Origin of the sequence: Nitrospira sp. (assembly GCA_016788885.1) — a bacterium.
Taxonomy (GTDB): domain Bacteria; phylum Nitrospirota; class Nitrospiria; order Nitrospirales; family Nitrospiraceae; genus Nitrospira_A.
Genome location: JAEURX010000037.1, coordinates 53,246 through 78,922, shown reverse-complemented (window position 1 = coordinate 78,922; position 25,677 = coordinate 53,246). Strand labels below are relative to the sequence as shown.

Genomic DNA, 25,677 nt, shown 5'->3' with positions numbered 1-25,677 from the left:
CCTCAACGTGCATTCCTCGATCAAGAGTCCCCCCTGCGTTCTGACCACAGGAGATGCAATGGCGCAACCCCGTGACACCCTAGCGCCGCCCGGCGACGGCGACTATGCCGAGTTGCGCAACCTCCTCCTGGCGCCCGAGCAATCCCGGTTGGAGCAGCTCCAAGAGCAGGTCGAACATATCGATCTCAACGCTCACAATGTGAGCCGCCTGCTTCCCGATGCGATCGCGCTGCGCGGCGAGCATGATCAGCGGCTGACACGAGTGTTGACTCCGCACGTGTCGGAGGCTTTGGGAACCTCTGTGCGCAAACAACCGCAGATGATCGTCGATGCCATCGCCCCGATCATGATGCCGGCCATCCGCCAATCCATCGCCAATGCCCTGCGCAGCATGGTGCAATCGCTCAATCAAACCATCGAGCACAGCTTGTCGCTCCGCAGCATGCAATGGAGACTGGAAGCGCTGCGCACCGGCAAGCCGTTCGCGGAAATCGTACTCCTGCATACCTTGTGCTATCGAGTCGAACAGGTCTTTCTCATTCATTCGCAGACCGGATTGCTCCTCGCGCATGCGGCGGGCGACTCGGTCGCCGTCCAAGACCAGACTCTCGTCTCAGGTATGCTGTCGGCGATCCGAACCTTTGTGCAGGATTCGTTCGGCGCGGCACCAGACCAGGTGCTGAATACCCTGCAAGTGGGTGAGCTCACCGTGTGGATCGAGCAGGGGCCGGCCGCGATCCTTGCCGCGGTCATTCGCGGGACCCCGCCCGAGCAGTTTCACATTCACCTTCAAGATACGCTCACACGCATCCATGCCGAACAGGCCGACGCATTCGACCGCTTCGAGGGAGACGCCTCCATTTTTTCCGGGATGACCCCACTCCTGGAAGACTGCTTACAGGCGCAATTTGAGCCACGTCGGCGCGCGGTGTCCCCGATGACCTGGGTCGTGTTGGCCACGCTGCTGCTAGGAGCGGCCTGGTGGGGGGCCTCGCTCTACCAGGAACGGCAACAGTGGCGGACCTATGTGACGCGCCTGGGAGCGGAACCGGGACTCGTACTGACAGCCACGGAGGCGGAAGGGCGGCAGTATCGACTGGCCGGACTTCGCGACCCACTGGCCGCTGACCCGGAGGCACTCCTGCGAGACAGTGGGCTGGACCCTCAAAAGGTCACCGCCCAATGGAGCCCCTACTACGCGCTGGATCCGGCGTTTCTCCTCACACGCGCCCGACACATCCTCGCCCCCCCACACACCGTTCGATTGGCCGTGGACGGGACACGCCTGATCGCGGCTGGAACCGCGCCCACAAGTTGGATCCGTGAGAGCCGCTCCCTCGCCAGGCTCCTCCCCGGTCTCGATCACTATGACGACCAGCCGGTCATGAGCCAGTCGCTGGACGAGGCGGCCAGACAGTTGACCGAGACATCAATCCTGTTCGAACAGGGGCGCGGAGACATTCGTTCACCGGAACAGCGACACAGCCTCTCCGGCACCATGGACATCCTTCACCGGATTGACGAGCTGGCCCGCCTGTCCGGCGCAACACTGACGATCCGGATCATCGGACGAACCGACATCGTAGGCGGGGCCGCGCAGAACCGCCGCTTGAGCGAGGGCCGCGCCCACTCGGTCCTTGCCGCCATTCACCCTGAAACCCATCCCTCGATCACATTCGAGGCCCACGGGGTCACGCTGCCATCTGAAGCCCAAGGGGCTAGAGCCGCAACAGCACTCTCTGAAGATCGACGTGTGTCATTTCAGGTGACTGTGCACCCGGCACCGTGAGAACCTCCTGCCATGATCGAGAAGAAGATTTGCATGTTGGGGGCGTTTGCCGTCGGAAAGACCAGTCTGGTCCGACGTTTTGTGACGAGCTGCTTTTCCGAACAGTATCAAACCACCATCGGCGTCACGGTCGACAAGAAATCGCTGACGGTGGATGGCTCGGACCTGACGTTCGTGCTCTGGGACTTGTATGGAGAGGATGAGTTCCAAAAGCTGCGCCGCTCTTACTTGCGCGGATCGGCCGGATACCTCCTGGTTCTGGACGGGTTGCGTCGGACGACGCTGGAAATCGCGTTACGCATTCACCAGAGTGTCACTGATGAACTCGGCCCGGTGCCCTTCGTCGTGCTCGTCAACAAACATGACCGTCGTGCGGAGTGGGAAATCCATGATCAAGACCTGGCCGCATTAACCCAACGCGGTTGGCCGGTCATCATGAGCAGCGCCAAAACAGGGCAGGGTATCGAAGAGGCGTTCACTACGCTGGCCCGCGCCCTCGCGCAAACACCAAGACCGGCATCGCGAGCCGACAGGACCGATGGAACCTAACGTCCCTTCATCCGCAGAGGACTCGTTGTACAGCCATCTGCTGGAACGATTCCACGTCGCCGTACTGGAGCACCTTGCCGAGACACGGTTCCGTCTCCTTGGAAACTCGCCGTGCTGGCTGGCACGCCTCTATCCCGAAATCGAGCACCAGGCAGACGTTTCCGTCGATGCGCGCACCCCGGTGCTGCACAATTTTCTGCATGACGCCGCTGCGGCATGGAACGCACAGGACAACCAGATCGTCCGATCAGGGTTTTGGACTGAGCGGACCGCGTTCGACGAGCCCCGACACTTCGAGGCCCTGGCCCTTCGCGAAGGCAACCGGCGCCTCCTCCTCATTCAGCAGCAGACGACGGCCTATGATCAGCAGGCTGCCCTCCTGCAGGAAGCGCGCGAACGAGCGCTTCGGCATCACGACGAGGACCGCGGGCACCAGCGAGCCCACCAGGCCCTCACCTCGAAGCTGGCAGATACCGAACAGGTACGCGATGATCTGGCCGCAATCTTACAGCGGCTCGGACTTGCCACCCTGCTCATCGACGAGGGTGGGCTCGTGCGGTTTCTCAGCGATTCGGCCGCCCGCCTATTGGAAATCCCCCTCTCTTCTGTCTCATCGGCCATGCATTGGGAGGCGGTGTTGCCACTCACAAAGGCGGACCGACTGGCACTGCAATCGATGCTGCAACAGCCAATCGGGCAACGGGCACGAGTCCGATGTCACATCGACACCCCGTCCGGGCGACGCCTCTGGCTGGACGTCGAACTCCAAGACGACCCTCGTGACCCGCGCAATACGATTGCGTTCCTGCACGACATGACGGATGTCCACCACCTCCGGCGTCTCTTGGAACTGAAAGCATATTTCCACGATCTCATCGGCAAAAACCGGGGCATGACTCAGGTCTACGAACAAATTCAGGACCTGGCGCGCGTCGATTCCACCGTCCTCATCGAAGGAGAAACGGGTACAGGGAAAGAATTGGTGGCGCGCGCCTTACATCAAGCGAGCGCCCGACGCACAGGCCCATTTATCGCAGCCAACTGCGCAGGCTTGACCGATTCCTTGCTCGGCAGCCAACTCTTCGGCCACAAAAAGGGAGCATTTACCGGAGCCATCGACGATCAACCGGGACTGTTCGAGGCCGCGCAGGGCGGCGTGCTCTTTCTGGATGAGATCGGCGATATCCCCCACACCGTCCAAACCCATCTGCTGCGGGTGCTGCAAGAGAAGGAAGTGACCCGACTCGGCGAAACCAAGCCCAGAAAAGTCAACGTGCGTGTTCTGACGGCCACGCATCACAACTTGAGCCAGGATGTTGCCAAGGGAGTCTTTCGCGCCGATCTGCTGTATCGGATTCGAGTCGCGCGGATCCATCTTCCACCGCTACGAGAGCGGAAGGAGGACATCCCGCTCCTGGTCGCCGCGTTCCTTACGGAGGGACGTGCCAGTATGGGCAAGACGATCCATCGACCAACCACAGCGGCCATGGCGGCACTGATGGACTATCACTGGCCCGGCAACGTACGGGAGCTCAAGAGTACCATTGAGTGCGCCATGATTCACTGCAAAGGGGACACATTGGAGGTGTCCGACCTGCCGTCCGATATTCAGCAGGCGAATCCCGCGCCTCACCCCGCCCCGACGATCCCCACCGATGAACGCAGCCGATTTGTGTTCGCCCTCGGACAGGCCAGAGGAAATCGCACCAAGGCCGCACGTCTCCTCGGCATGAGCCGCGCCACCTTCTATCGCCGTTTGACCGAACTCGAGCTCCCTCCCAGCTGAGCCTGCCATCTCGCACGCCCTCTGCAACTGTCTCACACTGTCTTGCGTGAGACAGCATGAGACGATCTGCTCCGTCTCACCATTCCACGAACACCCGCAACCGATCGCTCACGCTCCAGGCCCAAACCATCGAAGGGCCCGCATGGCCGCGACCTATGACGCCGCAGGCACAGAGCTTGATAGACGCAGTCGGAAAAACCACTGCGTGCAATCCCGTGTCATCGCCGGGCTACGGTACCGAGAAAGGAGTGTGCAACGTGCCAATGGACAGAGTGGTCCCATTTTCCAACCCGCGGCCGGACCAACCAACTCCGCGCGAGCGAGAAATACTGAACTATATCTGGGCAGGGTTAACGAGCCAGGAGATTGCGGCTCGCCTGCGGATTGCTCCCAAAACCGTGGAGTCACACCGCGCCAACCTGCTGAGAAAATTTCGTGCCTCCAATGCTGCGCAATTACTTCGTTACGCACTTCTGGAAGGGTTGCTGCACGTTCCCTCACCCAACGATGAAGCGAGCCCCCCTGTTAAGACACGAGTGAACAGTGCCTCCGCGACGCGAAAATTGACGTTCCTCAAATGACCAGACTCGGCACCACGAACATCCGAAACCATATGCGGACCTGGCATTGCCCGCCAAAGCACACCTTGCAGCGGGCGGCCGCTGTCGCAGTTCGAGTCGCCGCGTCTCATCATGAAGCATGTCTGTATCGGAACGGGCCTTGTCGGCAGGCGCCTCTCCAGAAATATCGGCGGAGACGGCTGATCAAGACCCGTATAGCGCAACGCACCCCATCCATGCGGCTTCTACACCGCTCACCTGCGACACGCAATCGTACGGCCATCGCATAATGCCTGCACGACATGGCGAACACAGTGTTGATCTCCTACGCGGAATCCAATATACAACACCAGCGTTTCTACTCATCCGGCAACCGACACACCGTTGCCATTCGCAATCCCAGGAGGACGGAATGATGCGACGATTTGGATGTTTCCTGCTCGCGCTGCTGATGGTGGCGCTTTTAGCCGAGGGGACGAGGGCTGAAACTCAGGCTCCGTCGGACGCCGCGCCTGCGCCGGCCACACTCGACGCTGTCACGCTCAAGGACGGTACCGTCATCTATGGACATGTCCTTGGCATGGTCGCCGACGAGTTACACATCAAGACCGCCTTCGGACCCACGGCCGGCGAGGATGTCGTGAAGATCATGTGGCCGAACGTGGCCAAACTGGTCGTGAATCGTCCCATTCCCTTCAGTCTCAAAGAGGGCACCACGGTCGTCGGCACCGCGCAGCCCGGCGAACCAGGGACCCTCACGTTACAGGCTGCGCCGATGGGAACCACGATGGCGGTTCCGCTGGATGCGGTCGTGGGCATGAACCAACCTGCGGTGATTTATACCGGCGCCCTTCAAGCCGGCTATTCACAAACCACGGGCAACAGCCACCTCCGAAACGGCAGCCTGCTCGGCGAGCTCTCAGCCCGCAGCGAGTCACTGCGACTGACCATCCTTGGCCGGTACATCTACGGAGACAATACCGGCAATCTCATCGTGCGAAACAGCCGCGGGACCATCAAGCTTGACTTCTTTCTGACGAAGCGGTTGTATTGGTTCGCGTCTGCCTACTTCGAGCAGGACACCTTTCAGGACCTGAAACTGCGCACCGCGCTCGCGACCGGTCCCGGCTATCAATTCCTCGACCGCGGTGACCTGACGGGAGTCTTCAAGGATATGACGCTCTGGGCGGAAGCCGGCGCAGCCTACTTCAATGAAGATTTCAAACTCGCCGACGACAAATCCAGCTCTCGGGGCCGATGGGCCGTCAAATGGAATTGGCCGCTCTGGGGCGGTGACCAGGTTAGCCTGTACCACTTTCAGGAAGGCTTCCAATCGCTCGCCAATTCCAAAGACCTCTACCTGACGGCTGACACCGGGTTGCGGTTCAAAGTGTGGGGCGGACTGGTCAGCGGATTCCAGTGGACCATGCGGTACAACAAGAACCCGCCGCCGGGCGTGTCGGATACAGATAACCTCTACCTGATCACGCTGGGATACAGCTTCGACACCAGTCGAAAACAATAGGAGCCGAGACGGATTCGGGATTCAGTCCGCTCACACTAAGGAGGGTGCACGATGGGCATGATGAGTGAGTTCAAAGAATTTGCCGTAAAAGGAAACGTGCTCGACATGGCGGTGGGAGTCATCATCGGAGGAGCATTCGGGAAAATCGTCTCCTCCGTGGTCAGTGATATTCTCATGCCTCCCATCGGACTCCTGATGGGACACATGGATTTTTCCAGTCTCTTCATTCCACTGAGCGAAGAGGCCAAAGGCAAATCCCTCGCAGCGGCCAAAGCGGCCGGCGCCGCCACGATCAACTATGGCGTGTTCCTGCAAACTCTGCTTGATTTCACGATCCTGGCCTTCGTTATTTTTCTGGTGGTCAAACAAATGAACCGTTTCAAGAAGACCGCCCCTCCCGGTCCACCACCGGCACCGCCCAAGGAGGAAGTGTTGCTCACGGAGATCCGCGATCTCCTGAAAAATCAACGTCACTAACTGTGGCCCGATTGTCCATGCTGCTCGGACATCTCCGGCAGCCTGACCGTGTTGTAAGGAGGATTGCATGAAACACGTTCGCCTTGTTCCCGCGCTGCTGAGCGCTGTGATGCTCGCAGCCTGTACGTCCGCACCAGCACCCAACGACTCAGCGAGTCGCGCGCTGAACGAGATGAAAGCCGTCCCGAGGCCCATTCCGCCAAAACCCGATCCACGCGATCTCAAGATTGCAGACCTGGAGCGGCAGAAGGCCGATCTCGAAGCGGAGTTGGCGAAGCTCCGTGCTTCTTCCGCCGCCGACCTGGATCAGGCCAAAGCGCGGATCAACGAACTGGAAAACCAACTCAGCCAGCGCGATCGGGAATTGGCTGGACTCCGGAGCACCGTCGGCGACAAGGACCGGTTGGCAAGCCAATTGTCGGACGCAGACCGGCAGTTGTCGGCCAAGGACCAAGAACTGGCGGGCCTGAGACGGGGCGCCGGCGACAAGGAGCGACTCGCCGGGGAGCTGGCCGCACTTCAAGCGCTACTCGCCACAAAGGAGCAGGAACTGGCCGGATTGAAAAGCACTGCCGGGGATCGCGATCGCCTTTCCTCAGAGCTCGCGCAGGCGAAACAGCGCATTGCCGAGCTGGAGCGGCAACTCAATGGGAGAGATCAGGAACTGAGCCTGCTGAAGGGCGCCGCCGGCGACCGCGACAAGTTGGTGGCGGATCTCGCCGCAGCTAAACAACGGGCCTCGGACCTCGAAAGCGAAATCGCACGGAGAGACCACGAGATGACCGGCTTGCGCGGTGCGCTCGATCAACAAAAGACCAGCCTCGCCGAGGCCAAGAATGATTTGTCCAAGCTCCTCCAAGCAGAAGTCTCAAAGGGGAACGTCACGATGAAACAACTGGGGGATCAGCTCACCCTCGGTCTGGCGACGACGTTGCTCTTTGATTCCGGAGAGGCCACACTCAAGCCCGGCGGAGCGGATGTGTTGAATCGAATCGGCAGCGTGCTCAAGAACTATCCGGATCGCTCGATCCATGTGGCAGGCCACACGGACAATGTGCCGATCAAGGGACGATTGGCGAAGCGGTTCCCCACCAATGTAGAGCTCTCCCAGGCACGGGCCGAGAGCGCACGGCAGGCGCTGACGGAGGGCGGGATGGCTGCCGACAAGATCGACGCCAAGGGCCATTCAGACAGCCGGCCTATCGCCAGCAACTCAACGGCTGAAGGACGGCAAAAAAATCGACGCGTCGAAATCGTGGTCGGCCAGTAGGCATCCCGCGCAACGCGTTGCGCGCCTTGCATCTGCCCCGAGAACCCGTTAGAGTACCGATGGGTTCTCGGGGCGTGCCTCTTCATCACCCAATTCGTCAGGCACCCATTGCTCACACCGGCTGAACGACATCTGTCAGCGCGGTCCCAGTCGTCGACCTGTGTTGCGCGTAGCGGTTCCCCCAAGACGACGGTTGACCTCTTACCCCCAGCGCCTTCTGCCCATAGTCACCAGGGAGGGATCGCATGAGACGATCTGTCTGGGCGCTCACGGTTCTCTGCGCCCTCGGTACAGGCTGTGAAACCGTTCCCCAACCCCCACCGCTTCCCCCTGTTGCGTCTTCGGGCGATGCGAAACTCGCGGCGCTCCAACAGGAACGCGAGCAGCTCCTGACGACGCTCGGCGAATTCCATGACCGGATTCGTGACCTTGAGAGCAGACTGGGAGATCGACAGAATCAGCCCGCAAGTGTGTCCTATGACCAGTTGCTCAGCGCAAAGGAAGCGGAACTCGTCGAATTGCGGCGGCTGGCCCCGGAACGCGAGCGCCTGACCAATCAATTCACAACCGCAAACAACGAGCTGCTGCAAGCCCGCCAGCGTATCAGCTCGCTCGAACAACAACTGGCTACTCGGGACAAAGATCTCGCTGCGCTGCAAACTCGCACGACCGCCCTCGCTGACCTTGAGGTGGCCCGCCGCCGAATCACCGAGTTGGAAACGCAGGTGGCTCGTCAGGAGCAAGATCTTCGCACCGTCCGCGCCGGCAATGCGGAACGGGACAGTCTCGCCGCTCAGTTGCAAACCGCCACGGCGACCATCGATTCGCTCAAGGCCCGCATCACCGCATTGGACCAACAGCTCAAAGAGCGCGAACAAGCCTATGACACCGTCCGCTCTCGCCTCATGGAGCGAGATAAGCTCGTGCCCCAATACAACGCCATGATCGCGGAAATCTATCAAGCCAGACACCGCATCACCGCCCTTGAGCAACGCTTGAATGACAAGACCCGAGACCTTCCCTCGCGGCAGAGGGGTTCCTCTCCACCCGCGCCTCAGAAGGACTCCGACGTGGCGGCAAGCCGGCCCCTGACCGCGCCTGCGCAAGACCCAGGTCGAAATGGAGGGCTGTCTCAGCCCAATCCGAGCCGGACAGATGCGCGCGGGTCAAACGTGACCGCGATTAAGGAGGAGCTGCTGAAGGCGCTCCCGACAAGCTCCGAGCAGAAGGCCTTCACAGTCAGGGAGGATGGCACACGTTTGGTGATCGCGCTGGCCAGCAATTGGCTCTTCACATCTGGCGATGCGGTGCTGACCCCAGACGGCATCACCATGCTGAAGCGGATCGGCACGGTGCTGGGGCCTCATTCAGACACATTCGTGCAAGTCGCCGGCCATACGGACAACCTCGCCCTCAGCAAAGCGCTTCAGAAACTCTTTGCCGACAACAAAGCGCTCTCATGGGCTCGCGCTGACCATGCCCGTCAGGCCATGGTCAATGGAGGAATGCCTGCTGAACGGATCAAGGCCGTGGGACTCGCGGACTCTCGACCCGTCGCCTCCAACGCCACCGAACAGGGTCGTCAGAAAAATCGTCGCCTGGAATTGATTATTGTGTCGCGCCCCACCGTGGCATCAACAAGCGGGGTGATGGAAACTCAGCTACGCCTCGCGGCACTCGGGTCTGACCAATAGTCCCGATTCGACTACGCAGCGAGCTACAACTGGCACTGACCGGATTCGGGGCCTACAATGAAGCGATCTCCGGGAATCGTCGCGAGAATCTTGTAGTGCCCGAGACCGAGTTCTTTCCCGTACGCTTCCCCGACCAGCACATCTTGCACATGTTGGTGGTCCGAAGCTCGGAACGAGGACCGACCTTCCTTGAGACCGTCAAACCCATGCCCTTCCAACGCTTTGATCAGCGCCGGCGCCTCCGTTGAGCCCGCGCGCTGGATGGCCTCTAGGATTTGAGTCATAGCCGCATACCCCAGATAGCAACGCGAGGTGGGGGTATGGCTGTATTTTTCGACGACACCCTGAATAAATCGTCTCGACCCTTCCGTGTTGACCTTGGGATCCCAAATGAGGCCCCAGATTCCGGCATTGTTGGCATACCCAAGTGGGCGACCAATCTGCTCACCCGCTATCAGGCCGCCGACACCGATCTTCTCCTTCGCCAACTCCAGCTTGCTGTATGCCTTCAACGCGTGGACTAAATCCCACCCATAGAGATTGAACACCACCAACGTAGGTTGCTTCTCTTTGGCCGCCGCCAGTGCCGCAGTAAAGTCCGTGGACCCGAACGGCATGACCATCTCGCCCACAAATTCCGCGCCATGCGGCTGACCGGCAGTCACGACCGCCTGCGCCATGGCTTTCCCATCCAAAGAACTGGTCGTGACCATGAACCAGCGAGTACCGAATGTCTTGATCCAATGGGGAACGACCGCCTGCGCCAACATCGCGGCATTGGGCATAAAGACGAAGGTATGGGAATTACACGCGGCGCCGGTGAGTTCCGGCAGATGCGCTCCCGTCACCATGAATAACTTGTTTTCCTGTTTCGCAAACTCGGACACGACGAGGGCACACTCCGCGTTGAAGGTCCCCATCAGTACATCCACACGATCATCACGAACAAACTTGGTGGCCGCCTTGAGGGCGGTCTCCGGCTGTGAGGCGTCATCGGCCTCGATAATGGTCACCGGTCGTCCCAAGACCCCACCTCGCTGGTTGAACATATCTACCGCCACGTTGGCGCCGTGCACATCATGGATCGACGAGGTCTTATACGGGCTCGATAGCGGGTCGAGGATCCCGATCTTGATAGGTTCCGCCGCGTTAGCCCTCGATCCCGAGAACCGCATCCCCAACAGCCGGTCAGTCCAATCCGTCACGAGGAGAACCCCGCCGGTCATGGCCGACAGTTGCAAAAATCGTCTTCGTGAAATCCTTCCCATCGACTTACCCCCGCGTGTGTCCCACAACCCATTACCCGCCTGCTCAGTCCGCCTACGTACAACCATCTGGCACAGCGACGGGAATATTTCTTAGCAGAGTCGCCGGCATTTTCACAGCATGAAAGTTCCCGAGATAACCGAATGCAAGGGCTGTCATCACCGTGGCAGCATCGCATCAGGGACATGGCCCATTCCAGCAAGGAGAAGCTGCGCCTGATCGTCCAGCACACACCCCCGCCCCCCACCGCCTAGGACACGACCACCACGCACCATGGCACTCCTCGGCTCCTCAGCTATATTGGTCCTCGGTGTACACCTGCTTGATTGACCAAAATACCGCTTCTTTCAGCTTCTTAATTTGTGGATCGGGGGGGTCATTGCGAATCTTTTGCAGTTTTCGATCAAGGGCAAACAGCGGTTCGACGGATCGCCGATCCGGTACGCGCCCTAACGCCCATGCGATCTCCGTCTGCACCGTAATGTCAATACCAGGGGCATCGAGCATCTCCAGTAGCGGAGGAACGACCCGTGAATCGCTATGAATATTTCCCAGATCTCCCAAGCCTTTTGCGGCAGCAGCCTGCAAGTCGGGCTGCTTGGAATACCGCAAGATTTCGATGAGGAGCGGGATGCCCTCCTTGCCCATATTCCCCAATGCCACAGCCGCTTGTTTCGCCAGCTCTTTATCCTTCAAGGCTTCAGTGAGATGAGGCAGTGCCTCATCTGCCACCATTTCACCAAGGAGCGAGATTACCTTGAGCTTCCTGAGTTGGCCGGTCTGTGGCGAATCAAGCAGTTTCAGCAACCGGTCAGGCTGCCCCCATTCAGCCGTGAGAAGCAGTGGGAACTCATAGGTCTCCAATGCCTCACGCAGCGCACTCATTGCATAGGCCCCAGGATCAGAGGCACCGGCAGCGTGAGCCGCTTGGACGGCATCCTCAAACTCCGTACGGACCTCCTTTTGCCACTTTACCTTGAGATTTCCCAACGCATACGTCACCTGACAAGCAGGGCCCTTCCATAAGCGAGACGGGGCATCCAACAGGTCATTGTCTCCGCCGGCCGAGGCAGTGCCTTCCCAGGTCTTCCTCTGTTCGCATTTGACCCGGACAACGACGTCATGAGGAGCCCCTTGATCGGAACTCGCGACATACCCCAATTCTCCCATACGCCGAAGAACAACGTCCCGAATGCCGTCCGCATTGCCGGCCCCTTTGTCGGTCAACGCCAAAGCCTCAACGAGCACGCTACGGATGTTGGCCAATTCTGCCTTCTGAGCTTCGCTAAAATAATCCCGATATGCCGAAGCTGAAGAGGCGAGGCCAAACAAGAACACGAGGAATCCAGCTGCGGTAGTCAATCCGCTGCGTATCATGACGTATTCCTCCCTTCGTTCAGGATGAGGATGAAAAGAAGAAGGCCGTACGATGGAACCATCGACTTGATATTATAGCGCCCCGGATCGTGTGATCCGCCAGGAATCGACTCCAGGAATGTCGCGTCGCCATCGAGTCCTGACCGCCTCTCCTCGAGCCTGACATCCGACCTCATATGCACCTCGCCAGGGCTTCCCCAGAGGCCGTCCCCACCTGCGTATGGGTTGACAGGCAGACTAGATCGACGGTACAAAATGTCATTATTCATCGTGTCTTTCCGCGCACAGGCACTTTCCATATGTACCATCAGCAGGTAGCCTAGCACTCAGCGTCGCGCGAGAGTGGCGGAACTGGCAGACGCGCGAGACTTAGGATCTCGTGGGTAACCGTGGGGGTTCAAGTCCCCCCTCTCGCACCACCTCTCAACAATATTAATTTTGCGTGGCGCACCTAACATTATTCGGACTCGGAGGACGCGAACAGAGCTATGAAAATGGAAATGACCGAACTCGGCCCCATGAAAAGAGCCCTTAAGATTGAAGTACCGGCGGATGAGGTGAACCTACGCTTTGCGCAAGCCTATTCAGAACTCAACCGACAGGTTCGCATTCCGGGATTTCGCCCGGGGAAGGCCCCGCTGCAATTGTTGGAGAAGCGATACGCAAAAACTATCGAAGAAGACGTGATCCGCAGTCTGGTCCCGGACTTCTATGATCGGGCGATCCGCCAGGCAGGCATTATGCCGGTACTGGTAGAAATCCCACCCTTAGAGCGGGTCAAGGTAAAGAAAGACACACCGTTTAGTTTCACGGCTACGGTCGAGATCAAGCCGACGATCGAACTTCGAGATTACAAAGCCCCTAATCCCATTTCTCTCAAGCAAGACCAGCGAACCGTCACAGACGAGCAAGTCCAAAAGGCATTAGAAGTCCTTCGCGAACAGATGGCCCAATTGCATCCTGCTCCAGCCGGGGCAGTCTTGGCAGAAGGCGACTACGCCGTCTTAGACATTGAAGGAACCTTGGACAACAAACCTCTGGACGGCACCGCCAAGACGGGACACCTGCACAAGATGGGCTCCAATGCCTCCGTGCTGGGAGTAGACGTTGAGCCCCATCTCGCTGGGAAAAAAGAAGGAGAAGTGGTCACCATTTCTCAAGCCTACCCGGCATCTCATCCCGATACGAGGGTTGCAGGAAAGACTGTGACCTTCGCGTGCACGATCAAGTCGGTCAAACGGAAACAACTTCCCGCCCTAGACGACGAATTTGCAAAGGATTGCGGCCCCTACCAGTCCCTCCAGGAAATCCGGGAAAAGCTTCGAGCTGAAATGGAACGGGCACTGAAGAAAGACATCGAAGACTCCTATAAAGACACGATCCTAAAGCGATTGGCAGAAACGCATCATTTCGATCTTCCCGGCACGCTCGTCGAGCGCGAATTGTCCGCCATGGTTAGACAGCAATTACAGTCTCGCCAACGAAAGCCTGGAGACGGCGCTACTGCACCTCATGCCGCGCAATCTGACGACGCCAAACAACTCCAGGAGGAATATCGTCCCGAGGCAGAGCGGCGAGTGAAGGTCGGTCTCATTCTGGAAGCACTGGCGGCCAAGGAAGGCATCACCGTGACCAACGAGGATCTCAGCAATGAGGTTACGCGACTTGCCTCAGAAGTCAAACTCTCCGTCGAGGAAGTGACCCGCATGATTCGGGCCGGCGGACAAGAAACCCTGGATGACCTTCGCTCCAGGATCTTGGCCGATAAAGCGTTGGATTTTGTCTACAAGCACGCAATGATCCAGGGATAACTCGCTCGACTACCTAGAGTCCCGGCATTGCAGGTCGAGCGGTGCTTACACAGTCCCGGCGACATGAGTATGGTAAACTAAGGAGTTTCCACTCGTCAGACCTCTAGCGGAAAGGATGCAGTTGAATGCTAGTTCCGATTGTTGTCGAACAAACCAACCGCGGTGAACGTGCCTACGACATCTATTCACGGCTGCTCAAAGATCGCATCATCTTTCTTGGCGCGCCAATCGATGACGTCTTTGCGAACCTTATCATCGCTCAACTGCTGTTCCTTGAAGCCGAAGATCCGGAAAAAGATATCAATCTCTACATCAATTCCCCGGGAGGCAGTGTCACGGCCGGGCTCGGCATCTATGACACCATGCAATACGTCAAACCGTCGATTAACACCATTTGCCTGGGCCAGGCTGCAAGCATGGGAGCATTTCTGTTGACCGCAGGCACCAAGGGCAAACGTTACGCTCTCCCGAATGCTCGCGTCATGATTCACCAGCCGATGGGCGGATTCCAAGGCCAGGCCACCGAGATCGACATTCATGCGCGGGAAATCCTGAAGATCCGCGAACGCTTGAATGAAATCATGGCCAAACACACTGGCCAACCGCTGGACAAGATTTCCCAAGATACTGAACGCGACTATTTCATGTCGAGCGAGGAAGCCAAACGCTATGGACTCATCGACGAAGTCATCACACGCCCCCTGAAGAGCCTCAAACCCTTGGGAGCAACGGACTCAGGCAAGGACGGCGGCAAGAGCTAGTTGACCTTTGGTGTACAGGAGGCAGCATGGCTAAACAGGAAAAGATTGATCGGCACCTGCGATGCTCGTTTTGCGGGAAGAGCCGAGATGAAGTACGCAAGCTCATCGCCGGACCAACCGTCTACATCTGCGACGAATGTGTGAACCTCTGCAATGACATCATTGCGGAGGATTGGGAAGAGGCCAAGGAGGAGATTTCCTCGAAGCTGAAGAAACCGGCTGAAATCAAACATCACCTCGATCAGTATGTGGTCGGTCAGGATCGCGCGAAACGAATCCTCTCCGTGGCCGTACACAACCACTACAAGCGCATCTCTGCCAAGGACAAAGACGTCGATGACGTGGAACTTCAAAAGGGCAACATCCTCGTCATCGGCCCGACCGGTACCGGGAAAACGCTCCTTGCTCAAACGTTAGCAAAGTTCCTCGATGTCCCCTTCACCCTCGCGGATGCCACGACGCTGACCGAAGCGGGTTATGTCGGTGAAGACGTCGAGAACATTATCTTGAAGTTGCTTCAGGCCGCCGACTACGACGTCGAACGAGCTGAGCGCGGAATTGTCTACATCGACGAAATCGACAAGATCAGCAGAAAAAGTGACAGCCCCTCCATTACCAGAGACGTCTCTGGTGAAGGCGTTCAACAGGCACTCCTCAAACTCATTGAAGGCACGGTTGCAAACGTTCCCCCACAAGGCGGACGCAAGCATCCGCATCAAGAGTTTATCCAGGTGAACACCTCCAACATCCTGTTCATCTGCGGCGGTGCCTTCGTTGGATTGGAACATATCATCGAACAACGTCTGAACCGGAAGGCCATGGGGTTTGGAGCGGATGTCCGCGGACGCAACGACGTTCGGTTAGGCGAATTGTTGCCGCATGTCCAGCCGGAAGACTTGCTGAAATTTGGCCTGATTCCTGAGTTTATCGGTCGCTTGCCAGTGGTCGCGACCCTGGACGAATTAGACGAGCAAGCGCTCATTCGCATCCTCACTGAACCGAGAAATGCGCTCACAAAGCAATATGAAAAGCTGCTGTCATTTGAAAAGGTCAAACTTCGCTTCACGGAAGGCGCCTTGAGTGCCGTAGCACGGAAGGCCTTTACGCAAAAGACCGGGGCACGAGGATTACGGGCGATTCTCGAGGAAGCCATGCTCGATGTGATGTACGACGCTCCCTCTCAGAAGCAGATCAAGGAAGTCGTCATCACCGAGGACTCCATCAACGGCAAACACGCGCCGATTCGAATCTTCGAGCAAGACAAGGATGTTAAAAGCGCATAACATGTTGAAAAGAAATATCTATCTCTGACCATGACACCATGTGAGAGGGGGCACAAGCCCCCTCTCCTTCGCCTCACCAAGACCGCAACATCGAGCCTTCCCCCCAAGACAACATCACGATCCAAGGTTTTTGTCGACAAGTCTGATCCGTGAGCTATACTTGCACATGATGGCTGCAGTAAGGATTTCTGCAATTACCATAGGGCAGTACACGTGAAATTCCCCGTCGTTTCCAGCACCAGACACAAAGGCAAGACACTTGAGATCGATTCCTCCAAGGAAACGATCACGCTGGTCGGAATCAACGGTGAACCGATGGGAAGCCTCGCATGGGACTTTCTCGTCGATCAGATCCTGACCTACCGAAAACCTCAGCAGTCACGCGAGGCGCGATCTGAGCCAAGAATTTCGCTCTCAATCCGGGTCAAATATCAGACGCCCGACGGCACGCACCTCGAAAGTCGAGCAGGGGGAATTGGGGGAGGAGGACTGTTTATTGAGAGCTTCACTCCATTGGCCGTGGGAACCAAACTCGTCATGGAATTTACGCTTCCGGAAACCCCAAACGAGTGGCTTTCGGCAAAGGGCATGATTGCCTGGGTCTGCCCGAAAGCCGATCAGTACACATTTAGCCCGGGAATGGGGGTACGCTTTACAGATATCACCCCAGAAACTCGCAATCGTGTGCTCTCCCTCGTGCATTCGGTGAAAGGCGTTCCACAAGGTGACGCCCTATAGTCGGCTAGAATCTCAGGCCTGACGACACATCCCTCTAGATTTGCCACGCACCATACCGAGAATCTGAGATGAAGTTTCCGGTCACAGCTACCCGCGAGTATCACGGAAAAACTCTCGACATCGACTGCGAGCAAGAAACCCTCGCCCTCTTCGACGACAAGGGGCAACGTCTCGCCATCGTCAGTTGGGAGACGTTGATTGAGCACATGCTCTCAATCGACGAAGACTCACGCTTTGCACACAGTCGAGTCCATCCGCGAGCTCCGCTCGCGATTAAAGTCCGTTGCAGCACACCCGATGGAAAACAATTTGACAGCTTAACCGGCGGCATCGGTGGGGGAGGATTGTTTATTGAGAGTAGCGCGCCCCTGGCACCGGGGACGGAGCTGAAGGTAGAGTTTTCATTGCCGGACCGCCCGAATCAGAAATTTGAAACGCGTGCGAAGGTGGCGTGGACCCGCTCAAAACCAGAGCGCTATTTACTCTTTCCCGGAATGGGCGTGCAGTTCACTGAAATTGCCCCCGAGGCTCAAGCACGGCTTATCGAATTGGTCGAAGCCCTGAATCGGACCCGCGCGACGGCGTAATCTGTTCAACGGCCCAGCGTGCCCAGCCTCGAGTGATCGCATCCGAATCCCCCTTCGCGACCACTGACAACTCGCCCACAACGCTCGTATCGCCAAGCTTACCCAGACGAAATGCTGCTTCGGAACGAACGCCAGCACTTGCATCCTCTTTAAGAAGCCGCAACAAGTGGGGTATGGCCCTCCTATCTCCCGTTTCTCCAAGCGCCGCAGCAATGCCCTGTCGCACATGTGCATCGGTATCGTGAAGGGCTCCGACGAGCTCTGCCGTAAAAGGGACGATGTCCTGGCTCACCAAAGCCCGGGTGGCCGCCATTCGTACAGATGGGTCGTGGTGATGGAGTGCCCGGATGGTTTCGGCCTCGGATGCTCCGGTACTTTCAAGCTCAGACAGAGCCAAGGCAGATGCCCCCCGTACCGCCTCGGATGAATCTACCAACCGTCCTGCCAACGAGATCCCGCTTGCGCCATCGCCCAATCTGCCAAGCGAAAGTGCTGCGGCAGCACGCACACGCGAATCCTGATCATTCAGTGCAGTCAGTAGTCCGTGACCAGCTGACCGTTGGCCGATTTTTCCAAGAGACTCAGCAGCGGTGCGTCGAACTTCCGGGTCCGGATCCGCCAGCAGTTCGGTCAAGCGTATCGATACCTCGCCCGGCCCTCCTGGCGGAGCATCGACGTAACAGCCGGCAATCAGAGAACAGGTCCAAAGCAGAGAGAAGAGGCGGGGAAAAAATCGAGCCTTCACACAGGCGCTCATCTTCAGATTGATTAACACTCCACAATGCCCGTCAGCGAGCATTCAGGTAACGACGTCAACCGTTAGCATGATGGAGGCGTGATACTTGGACTCGGACGGCCTTGCATAGCGCACAGGCACTCTCACTTCGCACCCCTCCACCTGAGGAGCGAGATCACCAGCCACAATCCCTGCCGAGTGGAAGGACCGAACAATTACGAGAGCGGTTTGGCGGGAGCCTCTTCATCCACCACTGGGGCCTGCTTCGCCGCTTCAATTGACTGCTCAAGCTCCTTTTGTGCAGAGTCCATTTCTGCCCGAATTGTCCGCATCTGAGGATCGACCGAACTCCGCACATCAGCCACGGCCTGCCGAAACGTCCGCACGGCATCTCCAAGCCCTTCCCCCAAACCCTGCATGTCTTGGGAGGAAATCCCTCCCGATTGGGTCTGTGCCGCCTTCGCCCGCATGGCAGCTTGGGCTGCCTGCACCCGAGCCACGGCATCTTTGTTCACGATGGCAGATGGGCGCTTGGCTACTGGCTTGCTCTGAGCCGCAGCAGGCAGAGGCGGGTACTGCGCCCGCATCACTGGAGCAGGAGCTGCCATCCGATCTTCCATGGTCGGCGGCTGATGGCTCTGCGCCACTGCCGAACCCGGCGCAGCCTGACCTGGCGCCACGGTGGCGACTCGCGGCTTGACCGGCTGAGTGGACTGGGGCCCCTGAGGGGCGGCCGCAGCCATAAGAGCCGCCGTGGTACCGGGAGTCAATTCGGGACCTGGCGTATAGGGAGCTGTGACCTGAGAAGTGGCAGGTGCCTGGACAACCGGGGCGGCCTGTCCGGCTAGGGCAATCTCCGGCACGGACTGCGCTTGAGCAGCCACCGTTGTCGAGTCAGACGGCTCAGCGGGAGCGTCGGGAGGAGGAATGTCGTTCACCTCTTTCTTGAAGCCCCTCAACGCCTTGCCGACACCTTCACCAATTTGCGGAAGTTTCCCGGCCCCAAAAATAATCAGGACGATAACCAGGATAATAATCAGTTCGGAAAATCCCATAGTGCCAAACATGTTGCTTTCCTTCCTCGACCAATAGGGGCGACGTAGGCACGACAGAGCCTATTTGGCTGTGCGACACCTCACGATAGCTGCCCGATGCAAAGGGTGTCAAGAAATGGCGGAGGGCACTGAAATGAGAGGAAGCAGGCTCAACTAACCGACAACGGGGGAAATCGCGACGAGTTCGGTTTGCACCGGTTGTCCGTACACGGTGGCGTCATGTGTTGAGAGGTACACATCGAGTTCGCTGCGGATGCCGAACTCCTGAGGCAAATAGATCCCCGGCTCGATGGAAAAGCAGGTGCCCGGCAACAACCGACGCGCATCCTGCGTTTCCAGGTTGTCGATGTTGGCCCCATTCCCATGCACCTCTTCACCGATCGAATGACCGGTGCGGTGGACGAAATAGTTCCCGTATCCAGCGTCTTGAATCACCTGACGGCAGGCATCATCCACTTCCCATCCGAACGGGAACGCCCCGCACCTCACGCGTTCTTGCACAAAGCTCACCGCCGTATCCCGCGCACGCCGGACAATCTGAAAAATCTCTTGATGCCGTGCCGGCACCGTTCGCCCCACAAATCCAGTCCAGGTGATATCCGCATACACCGCCCCCACTTGGGGCTGCTTCGCCCATAGATCAATCAGCACCAGATCCCCGGGTCGGATGGGGGCGGATCCCTGCAGCGGCGGGCCATAGTGCGGATCTGCGCTATGTGCGTTGACGGCGGCAATTGGTGCGCTAGAGGTGACCAGGTTGCGAGCCTGCATGCGGCTGAGGATGTATTGCTGCAAGTCGTATTCGGTCAGAGAACGCCCTCCGGCGAGAGAGGCGCCGACAAATCCGAAAGCCTCATCCACAATGGCTCGCAATCCCTCGGCTGCCACTTGGTGCGAGGCCAATTGGGTCTCGTCCCACACGGCCTCAAACTGCTGAACCAAATCCGCAGAAGTCACCACCTCCACGCCTAACCCACGTATCAACTCAATGGTCCCGGCATCCACGCGGGAGAGGTACGGGATGGCGTTCATCGGCGAATATTGCATGGCAATCCGCTTGGCGGAGTGCAGAAAGGACCTCAGCGCCGTATGTTGCTCCCTCCAGGAGACATACAACTGCTCATCACCGGGTAGTCCCTCCAACACATGGGGCTCGATGCGATGTTGAACTTTCACCGGCACCCCCACTGCCGGAACCCAGTAATACCATCTCCGCGTCACATGGAGTGACGGATCTAGCAACAGCACCCGATACGCAATGGGATCCAGATGACGAAAGTCGTAAAAGAGCCAGCCGTCAAGTCCTGGCTGCTCCCGGATGGCCTGTTGAATCCGGTGCACGTGCGCGCGAGAGGGAGCGAGCATATTCATAGCCGCATCATAGCGGCATTTTGACATCGATACCACTCTGCCGATCCGTCTGTGTTCTCCGACCGTCGCAATGGTACAATCGGCACCACGCGCCATGACACATCCAGCACCAGGAGATCTCACACAATACCGCGTCACGTTTTTCTTCGGACCGGAACCCGTTGAGGATCGGCCGGATCACCTCCGTTGCGTCTTCAATGTGAAGAAGCGCAGCTGGAAGGGTGGCGTACAGGTTGGAGTCGATGTCGCACAGCCTCACATTGGGCAGACACGCGAACACATCGGCTTCTCTTCCTGGATCCAGGCCTTGCTGCGAGACATGGACCCCGAAGACCGAACGGAAACCATGCGGCGGGCCGATGATCTCTTCATTCAGTCCCTCTGCACCTGCGCGCTACACCTGGCCCTCCAAGCCGGGCTCGATCAACAGAATCAGGTGATCGAGGCCTCAACGTTTACCGCCGAGTTGACGCACCTCACCCAGAATACACCAGCCGAGATCACCGATCGCATTCGCCTTGAACTGGACCTCGCCGAACCACCCGATCTCGCATGAACAATGCCGCCTGCAGCAAACCCGGAAGGGGTTTGAAAATGAGGGGGAATTTGTTATAACGACAACGGAGTACTCTGAATTGCACATAGCTCATCAGCACTCATCTTTTTTCACTCATCACAGAACTTCAGCCCCAAGGAGGCACTCAACGTGAACGTCTCTGCCATTCTGCCCTTCAAAAGACGACGCAGCCTCTGGTCGAATGCCCTGGTCCTTGGCGTGGTGGCACTGTGCTCACTAGCCATCCTCGCGGTGCCGGTCTCCGCACAAGAATCGGGGAGCTCCAATGTCCCTGTCTCATCAAATGACGCCAGCGCCTCCGGCGTGGGCATTCAAGCCGGATCCGCGCTTGCCACGATTGTGTATTTTCCCCTCAAGCTCGCGTTTGCAATCGGCGGCGGAGTGGTCGGCGGCTTAGCCTATGGCTTCTCCGGAGGCAGCGAGCAGACGGCAAAGAACATCTGGGTCCCCAGCATGTACGGCACCTATATCATCACCCCTGATCACCTCAAAGGCGATCGGCCCATCCGGTTCCTCGGCGTGTCAGGCGAGCCCGCCCGGGAGGCCGGGGACTACACCCCTCAAGAGCCGCTACCGCTGCCCTTGGAACCGATCAAGTAGCATGAAACCGGTCATCGGAGTCACGCCCGACTTCAATGCCGGCGATCGTAAGGAATGGGGCGGCAAGGAACCCACGTACTTTCTTCGGGCCCGGTATGTCCGCGCCATTGAAGAATTGGGCGGCGTGCCGGTGATCCTGCCCCTAGTCGCAGACCGTTCAGCGCGTCGGCGCCTCCTCACAAGCATCGACGGGCTACTGCTCACGGGAAGCGGCCCAGATCTTGACCCGACCCTCTACGGAGAATCTCAACGATACCGCTTTCCTCTCGTCGCCGAACGGCGGTCCAGTTTTGAGCTCAACTTGGTCCGGCTGGCCATCCGCAACCAGATTCCAACGCTCGCTATTTGCGGAGGCATGCAAACCATGAACGTTGCCTGCGGAGGCACGCTCTATCAGGACCTCCCAGCCCAAGTGAACGATGTCCTCGAACACCGACAACAGACCCCGGCAGTACAGCTTTCGCACAGCATCACCATTACACCCGGCAGCCTGCTCGACCGCATCGTCAAACGCACGCGCATGAAGGTGAATAGTTCCCATCATCAATCGGTGAAAACCGTCGGTCGCACCTTGCTGGCCAGCGCCACTGCTCCCGACGGGATCGTCGAGGCCATCGAACACCCTCGACTTCCGTTCTTTCTGGGCCTGCAATGGCATCCGGAATTTCTCTTTGAACGCCACCTGTTGCACCGACGCCTGTTTCAGACATTTCTACGGGCAGCTTCACGTCGCCCGTCACACCAACCTTCGCCTGCGAGACGCGGGACCGGCTCCTGACAGGGGGCTCACCAAACCGGCACACATGCTGTGGTCGTGACGCGGAGAGAGGACACTGGGTGGGCAATCCACTGTTTCGCACCAAATCCATCAAGCAAATCCTCGCTGATTCCGACGCCCCCGAACATCGCCTCAAACGGAGCCTCACGGCCTGGGACCTGACCGGGCTCGGCATTGGCGCCATTATCGGCACCGGCATTTTCGTCCTCATCGGCACGGCAATCGTCGGAGATGCTCACCGCCCCGGAGCAGGACCCGGCATCATCCTGTCGTTCATTCTCTCCGGCATCACCTGCGCATTGGCCGCCCTCTGTTATGCCGAATTCGCGGCGATGATTCCGGTAGCAGGCAGCGCCTACACCTACTCCTACGCCACACTGGGAGAATTTTTAGCCTGGCTCACCGGCTGGAACCTAATTTTGGAGTATGGCGTGGCCTGCGTTGCCGTCGCGATCGGCTGGTCCGGCTACTTCAACAATATCCTCAAACTCTGCGGCCTCGAACTTCCCTACTGGGCCACCCATCCCCCCGGTGCCGATGGAGGCATTGCGAACATCCCGGCCGCAATCATCGTCCTCCTCGTCACAGGCATCCTCATTGTCGGAGTCAAAGAAAGCGCAAGGGCCACGTGCGGGATCGTGCTGGTCAAACTCGCCGTCATTGTGTTTTTCATCGCTGTCGGCAGTTCATCCGTCGACACGGCAAACTGGTCTCCGTTCATGCCATTCGGATTTGCCGGCGTCGGTGCGGCCGCAGCCATCGTCTTCTTTGCTTACATCGGATTCGATGCCGTCTCAACCACCGCGGAAGAAGCCAAGAATCCTCAACGGGATCTTCCTATTGGCATCTTTGCCTCCCTGGCTGTTTGCACACTGCTCTACATTACGGTGGCGGCAGTCCTGACGGGGCTGGTGCCTTTCTCGAAGATCGACATCCACGCACCCGTAGCCGAAGGGCTTCGCGTGGTCGGATTCAAGTGGGGCGCCGCGCTCGTGGCCGTTGGGGCAGTGGCGGGGATTACGAGCGTGCTGGTGGTGATGATGTTAGGCCAGATTCGCGTCTTTTTCGCCATGTCCCGGGACGGACTCCTTGGCCCCTGGCTCTCAGGCGTCCATCCAAAATTTCGAACGCCACATCATGCGACGTATTTGACCGGTGTCGCAGTCGCCATTATGGCGGCACTAATTCCTATCGGCGAAGCGGCGGATATGACCAACATCGGGACGCTGTTCGCCTTCGTCTTGGTCTGCATCGGCATCATCGTACTTCGTTACACCAACCCCGACCACCCTCGGCCATTCCGCATGCCGTTCATGCCACTCATTCCCATTTTGGGTGTGCTCGCCTGCTCGGGATTAATGTATTTCCTCCCCTGGATGACCTGGATCCGATTCTTTGTGTGGACCATCATCGGCATTCTGGTCTATGCCATGTATGGGATTCGCCATAGCAGACTCGCCAGGCGTCCTGCCGTGGAATGACCCATGAGCCGCATGGCTCTCGGCCGGTCGCTGAACTGATTGATGGAAACGGGGAATTAGGACGAGGCTTCTGTCGGGGCGACCGGTGCCGCCTTCGGTTCCGCTGCAGCAGGGGCAGGAGCCTGAGCGACCGGTTTTGAGGCAGGCGCAGGAGGTACCGGCGCTGCATTCGTGGCTCCAACAGCAGCTGGGGCGGTTGTGGCTGCGGCCGGAGCAGCAGCAGGCTTGGGAGGAGCAGCGGGTTTCGGCGGGGCAGGCCGTTCCGGCTTGATCCCCCCTTCCCACGAAGGACCTGAATACATATCAGCAGCCAGTCCTTTGCCCTTCCACTTTTCTTCGAAATCTGCGGCGGCCTTGTTGGGGGTTTCCCCCGCACCTACCACGTCATTCCAAGGATAGGCGCGCGGGCCGATCTGACACCCGGCTTCCGTCCGTCTCAAATACAAGGCGATCGGATTCCCTCGGTACGGTCCGAGATAAATATGCACCGATCCCACATATTCAAGCAATGTGGCCACCATGCCTCCAAGAAGAGGTGCATGATGCCATAAGAGGCATAGGGAGGGCAAGAAGGACCTAGCGCCCCCTGCTATTCGGTCCACCCCCGATCAGGAGAGGGCCCGACGCTCAATCGACGGACGTAAGCGAAGCAGGTACAGCCCGCCGATCAGGATGATGATGACGAGCACATTCAAGCCGACATCCATGAGGTATTGCTGAAAGAGCTCATGCCGGCTTTCCTTGGCCACCGCTTCAAGCTGATAGGAGAGTTCGGCACTGGCCGTCAACAGTCTCCGTGTACAGGCAATGATCCCCACGGACAGATACGGTTCTAACTCCAGCACTTCCGTCTGAAGAAATCGCACCACCGTACGAAACAGTTCCAGGAGAATGATGACCAGGAGCAGATCGTTCAATAACTTGAGCGCAGCGGGGAGGAGCGCGAGGTGAATGGGACGAGCCAGGAAAATGTACCAGGCATGGACGAAAATAATCAGGCAGAGTGCAAGCAGGCTAAACCCTGCCGCAACATATCCGAGCCGGTCCAGTTGGTCCATGAAACCGAGCCACCAGCGCATACTAGGCCGATGGAACTGATCATCTGCCCCCGGCACGTTTGGAGGGGACATTACGCCTCCCCTGCCGGACCAGTCGGCATAGGAACTCCTTCCTCCGGCGGTTGGCCGAACCTCAACCCATGCACGGCGCCGGCTGTAATGAGATGGCCACAACAATCGATCCCTTGAAGCCCGGCCCCTCCATCCATCACCATGAGGCGAAGGCCGCAAGAATCAGGGAACTGCCGCTTCTCTTCCAGCATCGCCCCCGGAAGCAGCCCCCCTCGTTTTCGGCCCCTCGACGACATGATCTCCGGCACAAGATCCTCTTCGGTCAGCTCATGGCCACAACAGAAGATTTTCTTGAATCCCTCACCGCCACCGGTACACTTCACCACCAACCCACAGGAGTCGGGGAACCGTTTGCGTTCGTCGAGAATGTCGCCTTTCTTGATAGCCATGGTACCTCGGTAAAATAAACTGATAAGAAATGGATCGGATCCTGGACCAGTGAATCAAAACCCAGGAAGAAAAGCCAGCGCCGAATG

25 protein-coding genes and 1 tRNA gene are annotated in these 25,677 nt (G+C 58.4%); 18 read left to right on the top strand and 8 right to left on the bottom strand.

All coding sequences use genetic code 11. The features are described 5' to 3' along the window. The first annotated feature begins 58 nt into the window (after positions 1-58). From JNL86_10005 to JNL86_09970, 8 genes are all read left to right on the top strand, one after another. Positions 59-1,789 carry a hypothetical protein gene (locus tag JNL86_10005; protein ID MBL8043237.1) on the top strand — a complete coding sequence of 577 codons (1,731 nt, stop codon included), beginning with the start codon at positions 59-61 and terminating at the stop codon, positions 1,787-1,789. 12 nt (positions 1,790-1,801) lie between these two features. Next, positions 1,802-2,338, top strand: a complete 537-nt coding sequence (locus tag JNL86_10000) for a GTP-binding protein (GenBank protein MBL8043236.1) — start codon at positions 1,802-1,804, stop codon at positions 2,336-2,338. Next, positions 2,328-4,124: a sigma 54-interacting transcriptional regulator gene (locus JNL86_09995; protein ID MBL8043235.1), complete on the top strand. Its 1,797-nt coding sequence runs from the start codon at positions 2,328-2,330 to the stop codon at positions 4,122-4,124. Before JNL86_10000 ends, JNL86_09995 begins: the two co-directional genes overlap by 11 nt. A gap of 257 nt (positions 4,125-4,381) precedes the next feature. Beyond that, positions 4,382-4,705: a helix-turn-helix transcriptional regulator gene (locus JNL86_09990; GenBank protein ID MBL8043234.1), complete on the top strand. Its 324-nt coding sequence runs from the start codon at positions 4,382-4,384 to the stop codon at positions 4,703-4,705. Positions 4,706-5,096: 391 nt separating this feature from the next. Next, positions 5,097-6,209 (top strand): DUF481 domain-containing protein, encoded by a 1,113-nt coding sequence (locus JNL86_09985; GenBank protein ID MBL8043233.1) that lies wholly within the window; start codon positions 5,097-5,099, stop codon positions 6,207-6,209. Between the two features lie 51 nt (positions 6,210-6,260). Next, positions 6,261-6,686 carry a large conductance mechanosensitive channel protein MscL gene (gene mscL / locus JNL86_09980; GenBank protein MBL8043232.1) on the top strand — a complete coding sequence of 142 codons (426 nt, stop codon included), beginning with the start codon at positions 6,261-6,263 and terminating at the stop codon, positions 6,684-6,686. A 67-nt stretch (positions 6,687-6,753) separates the two neighbouring features. Beyond that, positions 6,754-7,956 carry an OmpA family protein gene (locus JNL86_09975; GenBank protein ID MBL8043231.1) on the top strand — a complete coding sequence of 401 codons (1,203 nt, stop codon included), beginning with the start codon at positions 6,754-6,756 and terminating at the stop codon, positions 7,954-7,956. A gap of 245 nt (positions 7,957-8,201) precedes the next feature. Beyond that, complete coding sequence (locus JNL86_09970; GenBank protein ID MBL8043230.1) at positions 8,202-9,650, top strand: OmpA family protein; 1,449 nt, start codon at positions 8,202-8,204, stop codon at positions 9,648-9,650. 23 nt (positions 9,651-9,673) lie between these two features. On the opposite strand, the gene JNL86_09965 is transcribed toward JNL86_09970, so the two are convergent. Both JNL86_09965 and JNL86_09960 read right to left on the bottom strand, forming a co-directional pair. Then, positions 9,674-10,918, bottom strand: a complete 1,245-nt coding sequence (locus tag JNL86_09965; GenBank protein MBL8043229.1) for an ABC transporter substrate-binding protein — start codon at positions 10,916-10,918, stop codon at positions 9,674-9,676. Positions 10,919-11,207: 289 nt separating this feature from the next. Next, the gene (locus JNL86_09960) at positions 11,208-12,293 is read right to left on the bottom strand and encodes a HEAT repeat domain-containing protein (GenBank protein MBL8043228.1); all 1,086 of its coding nucleotides are present in this window, start codon (positions 12,291-12,293) and stop codon (positions 11,208-11,210) included. A 336-nt stretch (positions 12,294-12,629) separates the two neighbouring features. Here JNL86_09960 and JNL86_09955 point away from each other — a divergent pair. The 6 genes from JNL86_09955 to JNL86_09930 all read left to right on the top strand — a co-directional run bounded on the left by JNL86_09955 (position 12,630) and on the right by JNL86_09930 (position 17,473). Next, positions 12,630-12,712, top strand: a tRNA-Leu gene (locus JNL86_09955). 99 nt (positions 12,713-12,811) lie between these two features. Continuing rightward, on the top strand, positions 12,812-14,104 hold the full coding sequence (gene tig / locus JNL86_09950) for a trigger factor (GenBank protein MBL8043227.1): 1,293 nt from the start codon (positions 12,812-12,814) through the stop codon (positions 14,102-14,104). A gap of 125 nt (positions 14,105-14,229) precedes the next feature. Continuing rightward, positions 14,230-14,865, top strand: coding sequence for an ATP-dependent Clp endopeptidase proteolytic subunit ClpP (clpP, locus tag JNL86_09945; protein ID MBL8043226.1), 636 nt, complete (start codon positions 14,230-14,232; stop codon positions 14,863-14,865). A gap of 26 nt (positions 14,866-14,891) precedes the next feature. Next, positions 14,892-16,148, top strand: a complete 1,257-nt coding sequence (clpX, locus tag JNL86_09940) for an ATP-dependent Clp protease ATP-binding subunit ClpX (protein MBL8043225.1) — start codon at positions 14,892-14,894, stop codon at positions 16,146-16,148. A 213-nt stretch (positions 16,149-16,361) separates the two neighbouring features. Then, a complete protein-coding gene (locus JNL86_09935; GenBank protein ID MBL8043224.1) occupies positions 16,362-16,886 on the top strand; it encodes a PilZ domain-containing protein in 525 nt (174 codons plus the stop codon). Between the two features lie 68 nt (positions 16,887-16,954). After that, positions 16,955-17,473 carry a PilZ domain-containing protein gene (locus JNL86_09930; GenBank protein ID MBL8043223.1) on the top strand — a complete coding sequence of 173 codons (519 nt, stop codon included), beginning with the start codon at positions 16,955-16,957 and terminating at the stop codon, positions 17,471-17,473. Here the strand turns inward: JNL86_09930 and JNL86_09925 are convergent. The 3 genes from JNL86_09925 to JNL86_09915 form a co-directional block, all read right to left on the bottom strand. After that, complete coding sequence (locus tag JNL86_09925; GenBank protein MBL8043222.1) at positions 17,427-18,218, bottom strand: HEAT repeat domain-containing protein; 792 nt, start codon at positions 18,216-18,218, stop codon at positions 17,427-17,429. The genes JNL86_09930 and JNL86_09925 overlap by 47 nt on opposite strands. A gap of 206 nt (positions 18,219-18,424) precedes the next feature. Then, positions 18,425-19,276 (bottom strand): twin-arginine translocase TatA/TatE family subunit, encoded by an 852-nt coding sequence (gene tatA / locus JNL86_09920; GenBank protein MBL8043221.1) that lies wholly within the window; start codon positions 19,274-19,276, stop codon positions 18,425-18,427. A gap of 141 nt (positions 19,277-19,417) precedes the next feature. Further along, positions 19,418-20,635, bottom strand: coding sequence for a M24 family metallopeptidase (locus JNL86_09915; GenBank protein ID MBL8043220.1), 1,218 nt, complete (start codon positions 20,633-20,635; stop codon positions 19,418-19,420). Positions 20,636-20,729: 94 nt separating this feature from the next. Between JNL86_09915 and JNL86_09910 the strand changes: the two genes are divergently transcribed. The 4 genes from JNL86_09910 to JNL86_09895 all read left to right on the top strand — a co-directional run bounded on the left by JNL86_09910 (position 20,730) and on the right by JNL86_09895 (position 24,071). Next, the gene (locus tag JNL86_09910) at positions 20,730-21,191 is read left to right on the top strand and encodes a hypothetical protein (protein ID MBL8043219.1); all 462 of its coding nucleotides are present in this window, start codon (positions 20,730-20,732) and stop codon (positions 21,189-21,191) included. A gap of 150 nt (positions 21,192-21,341) precedes the next feature. Further along, entirely contained in the window at positions 21,342-21,812 is a 471-nt protein-coding gene (locus JNL86_09905) for a hypothetical protein (protein ID MBL8043218.1), read from the top strand. Position 21,813: 1 nt separating this feature from the next. Next, positions 21,814-22,590, top strand: a complete 777-nt coding sequence (locus JNL86_09900) for a gamma-glutamyl-gamma-aminobutyrate hydrolase family protein (GenBank protein MBL8043217.1) — start codon at positions 21,814-21,816, stop codon at positions 22,588-22,590. A gap of 59 nt (positions 22,591-22,649) precedes the next feature. After that, on the top strand, positions 22,650-24,071 hold the full coding sequence (locus JNL86_09895; protein ID MBL8043216.1) for an amino acid permease: 1,422 nt from the start codon (positions 22,650-22,652) through the stop codon (positions 24,069-24,071). A 56-nt stretch (positions 24,072-24,127) separates the two neighbouring features. On the opposite strand, the gene JNL86_09890 is transcribed toward JNL86_09895, so the two are convergent. From JNL86_09890 to JNL86_09880, 3 genes are all read right to left on the bottom strand, one after another. Beyond that, a complete protein-coding gene (locus tag JNL86_09890) occupies positions 24,128-24,592 on the bottom strand; it encodes a hypothetical protein (protein MBL8043215.1) in 465 nt (154 codons plus the stop codon). Positions 24,593-24,679: 87 nt separating this feature from the next. After that, positions 24,680-25,201 carry a phosphate-starvation-inducible PsiE family protein gene (locus JNL86_09885; GenBank protein MBL8043214.1) on the bottom strand — a complete coding sequence of 174 codons (522 nt, stop codon included), beginning with the start codon at positions 25,199-25,201 and terminating at the stop codon, positions 24,680-24,682. Beyond that, positions 25,201-25,590: a hypothetical protein gene (locus JNL86_09880; protein ID MBL8043213.1), complete on the bottom strand. Its 390-nt coding sequence runs from the start codon at positions 25,588-25,590 to the stop codon at positions 25,201-25,203. Before JNL86_09880 ends, JNL86_09885 begins: the two co-directional genes overlap by 1 nt. Positions 25,591-25,677 lie beyond the last annotated feature (87 nt).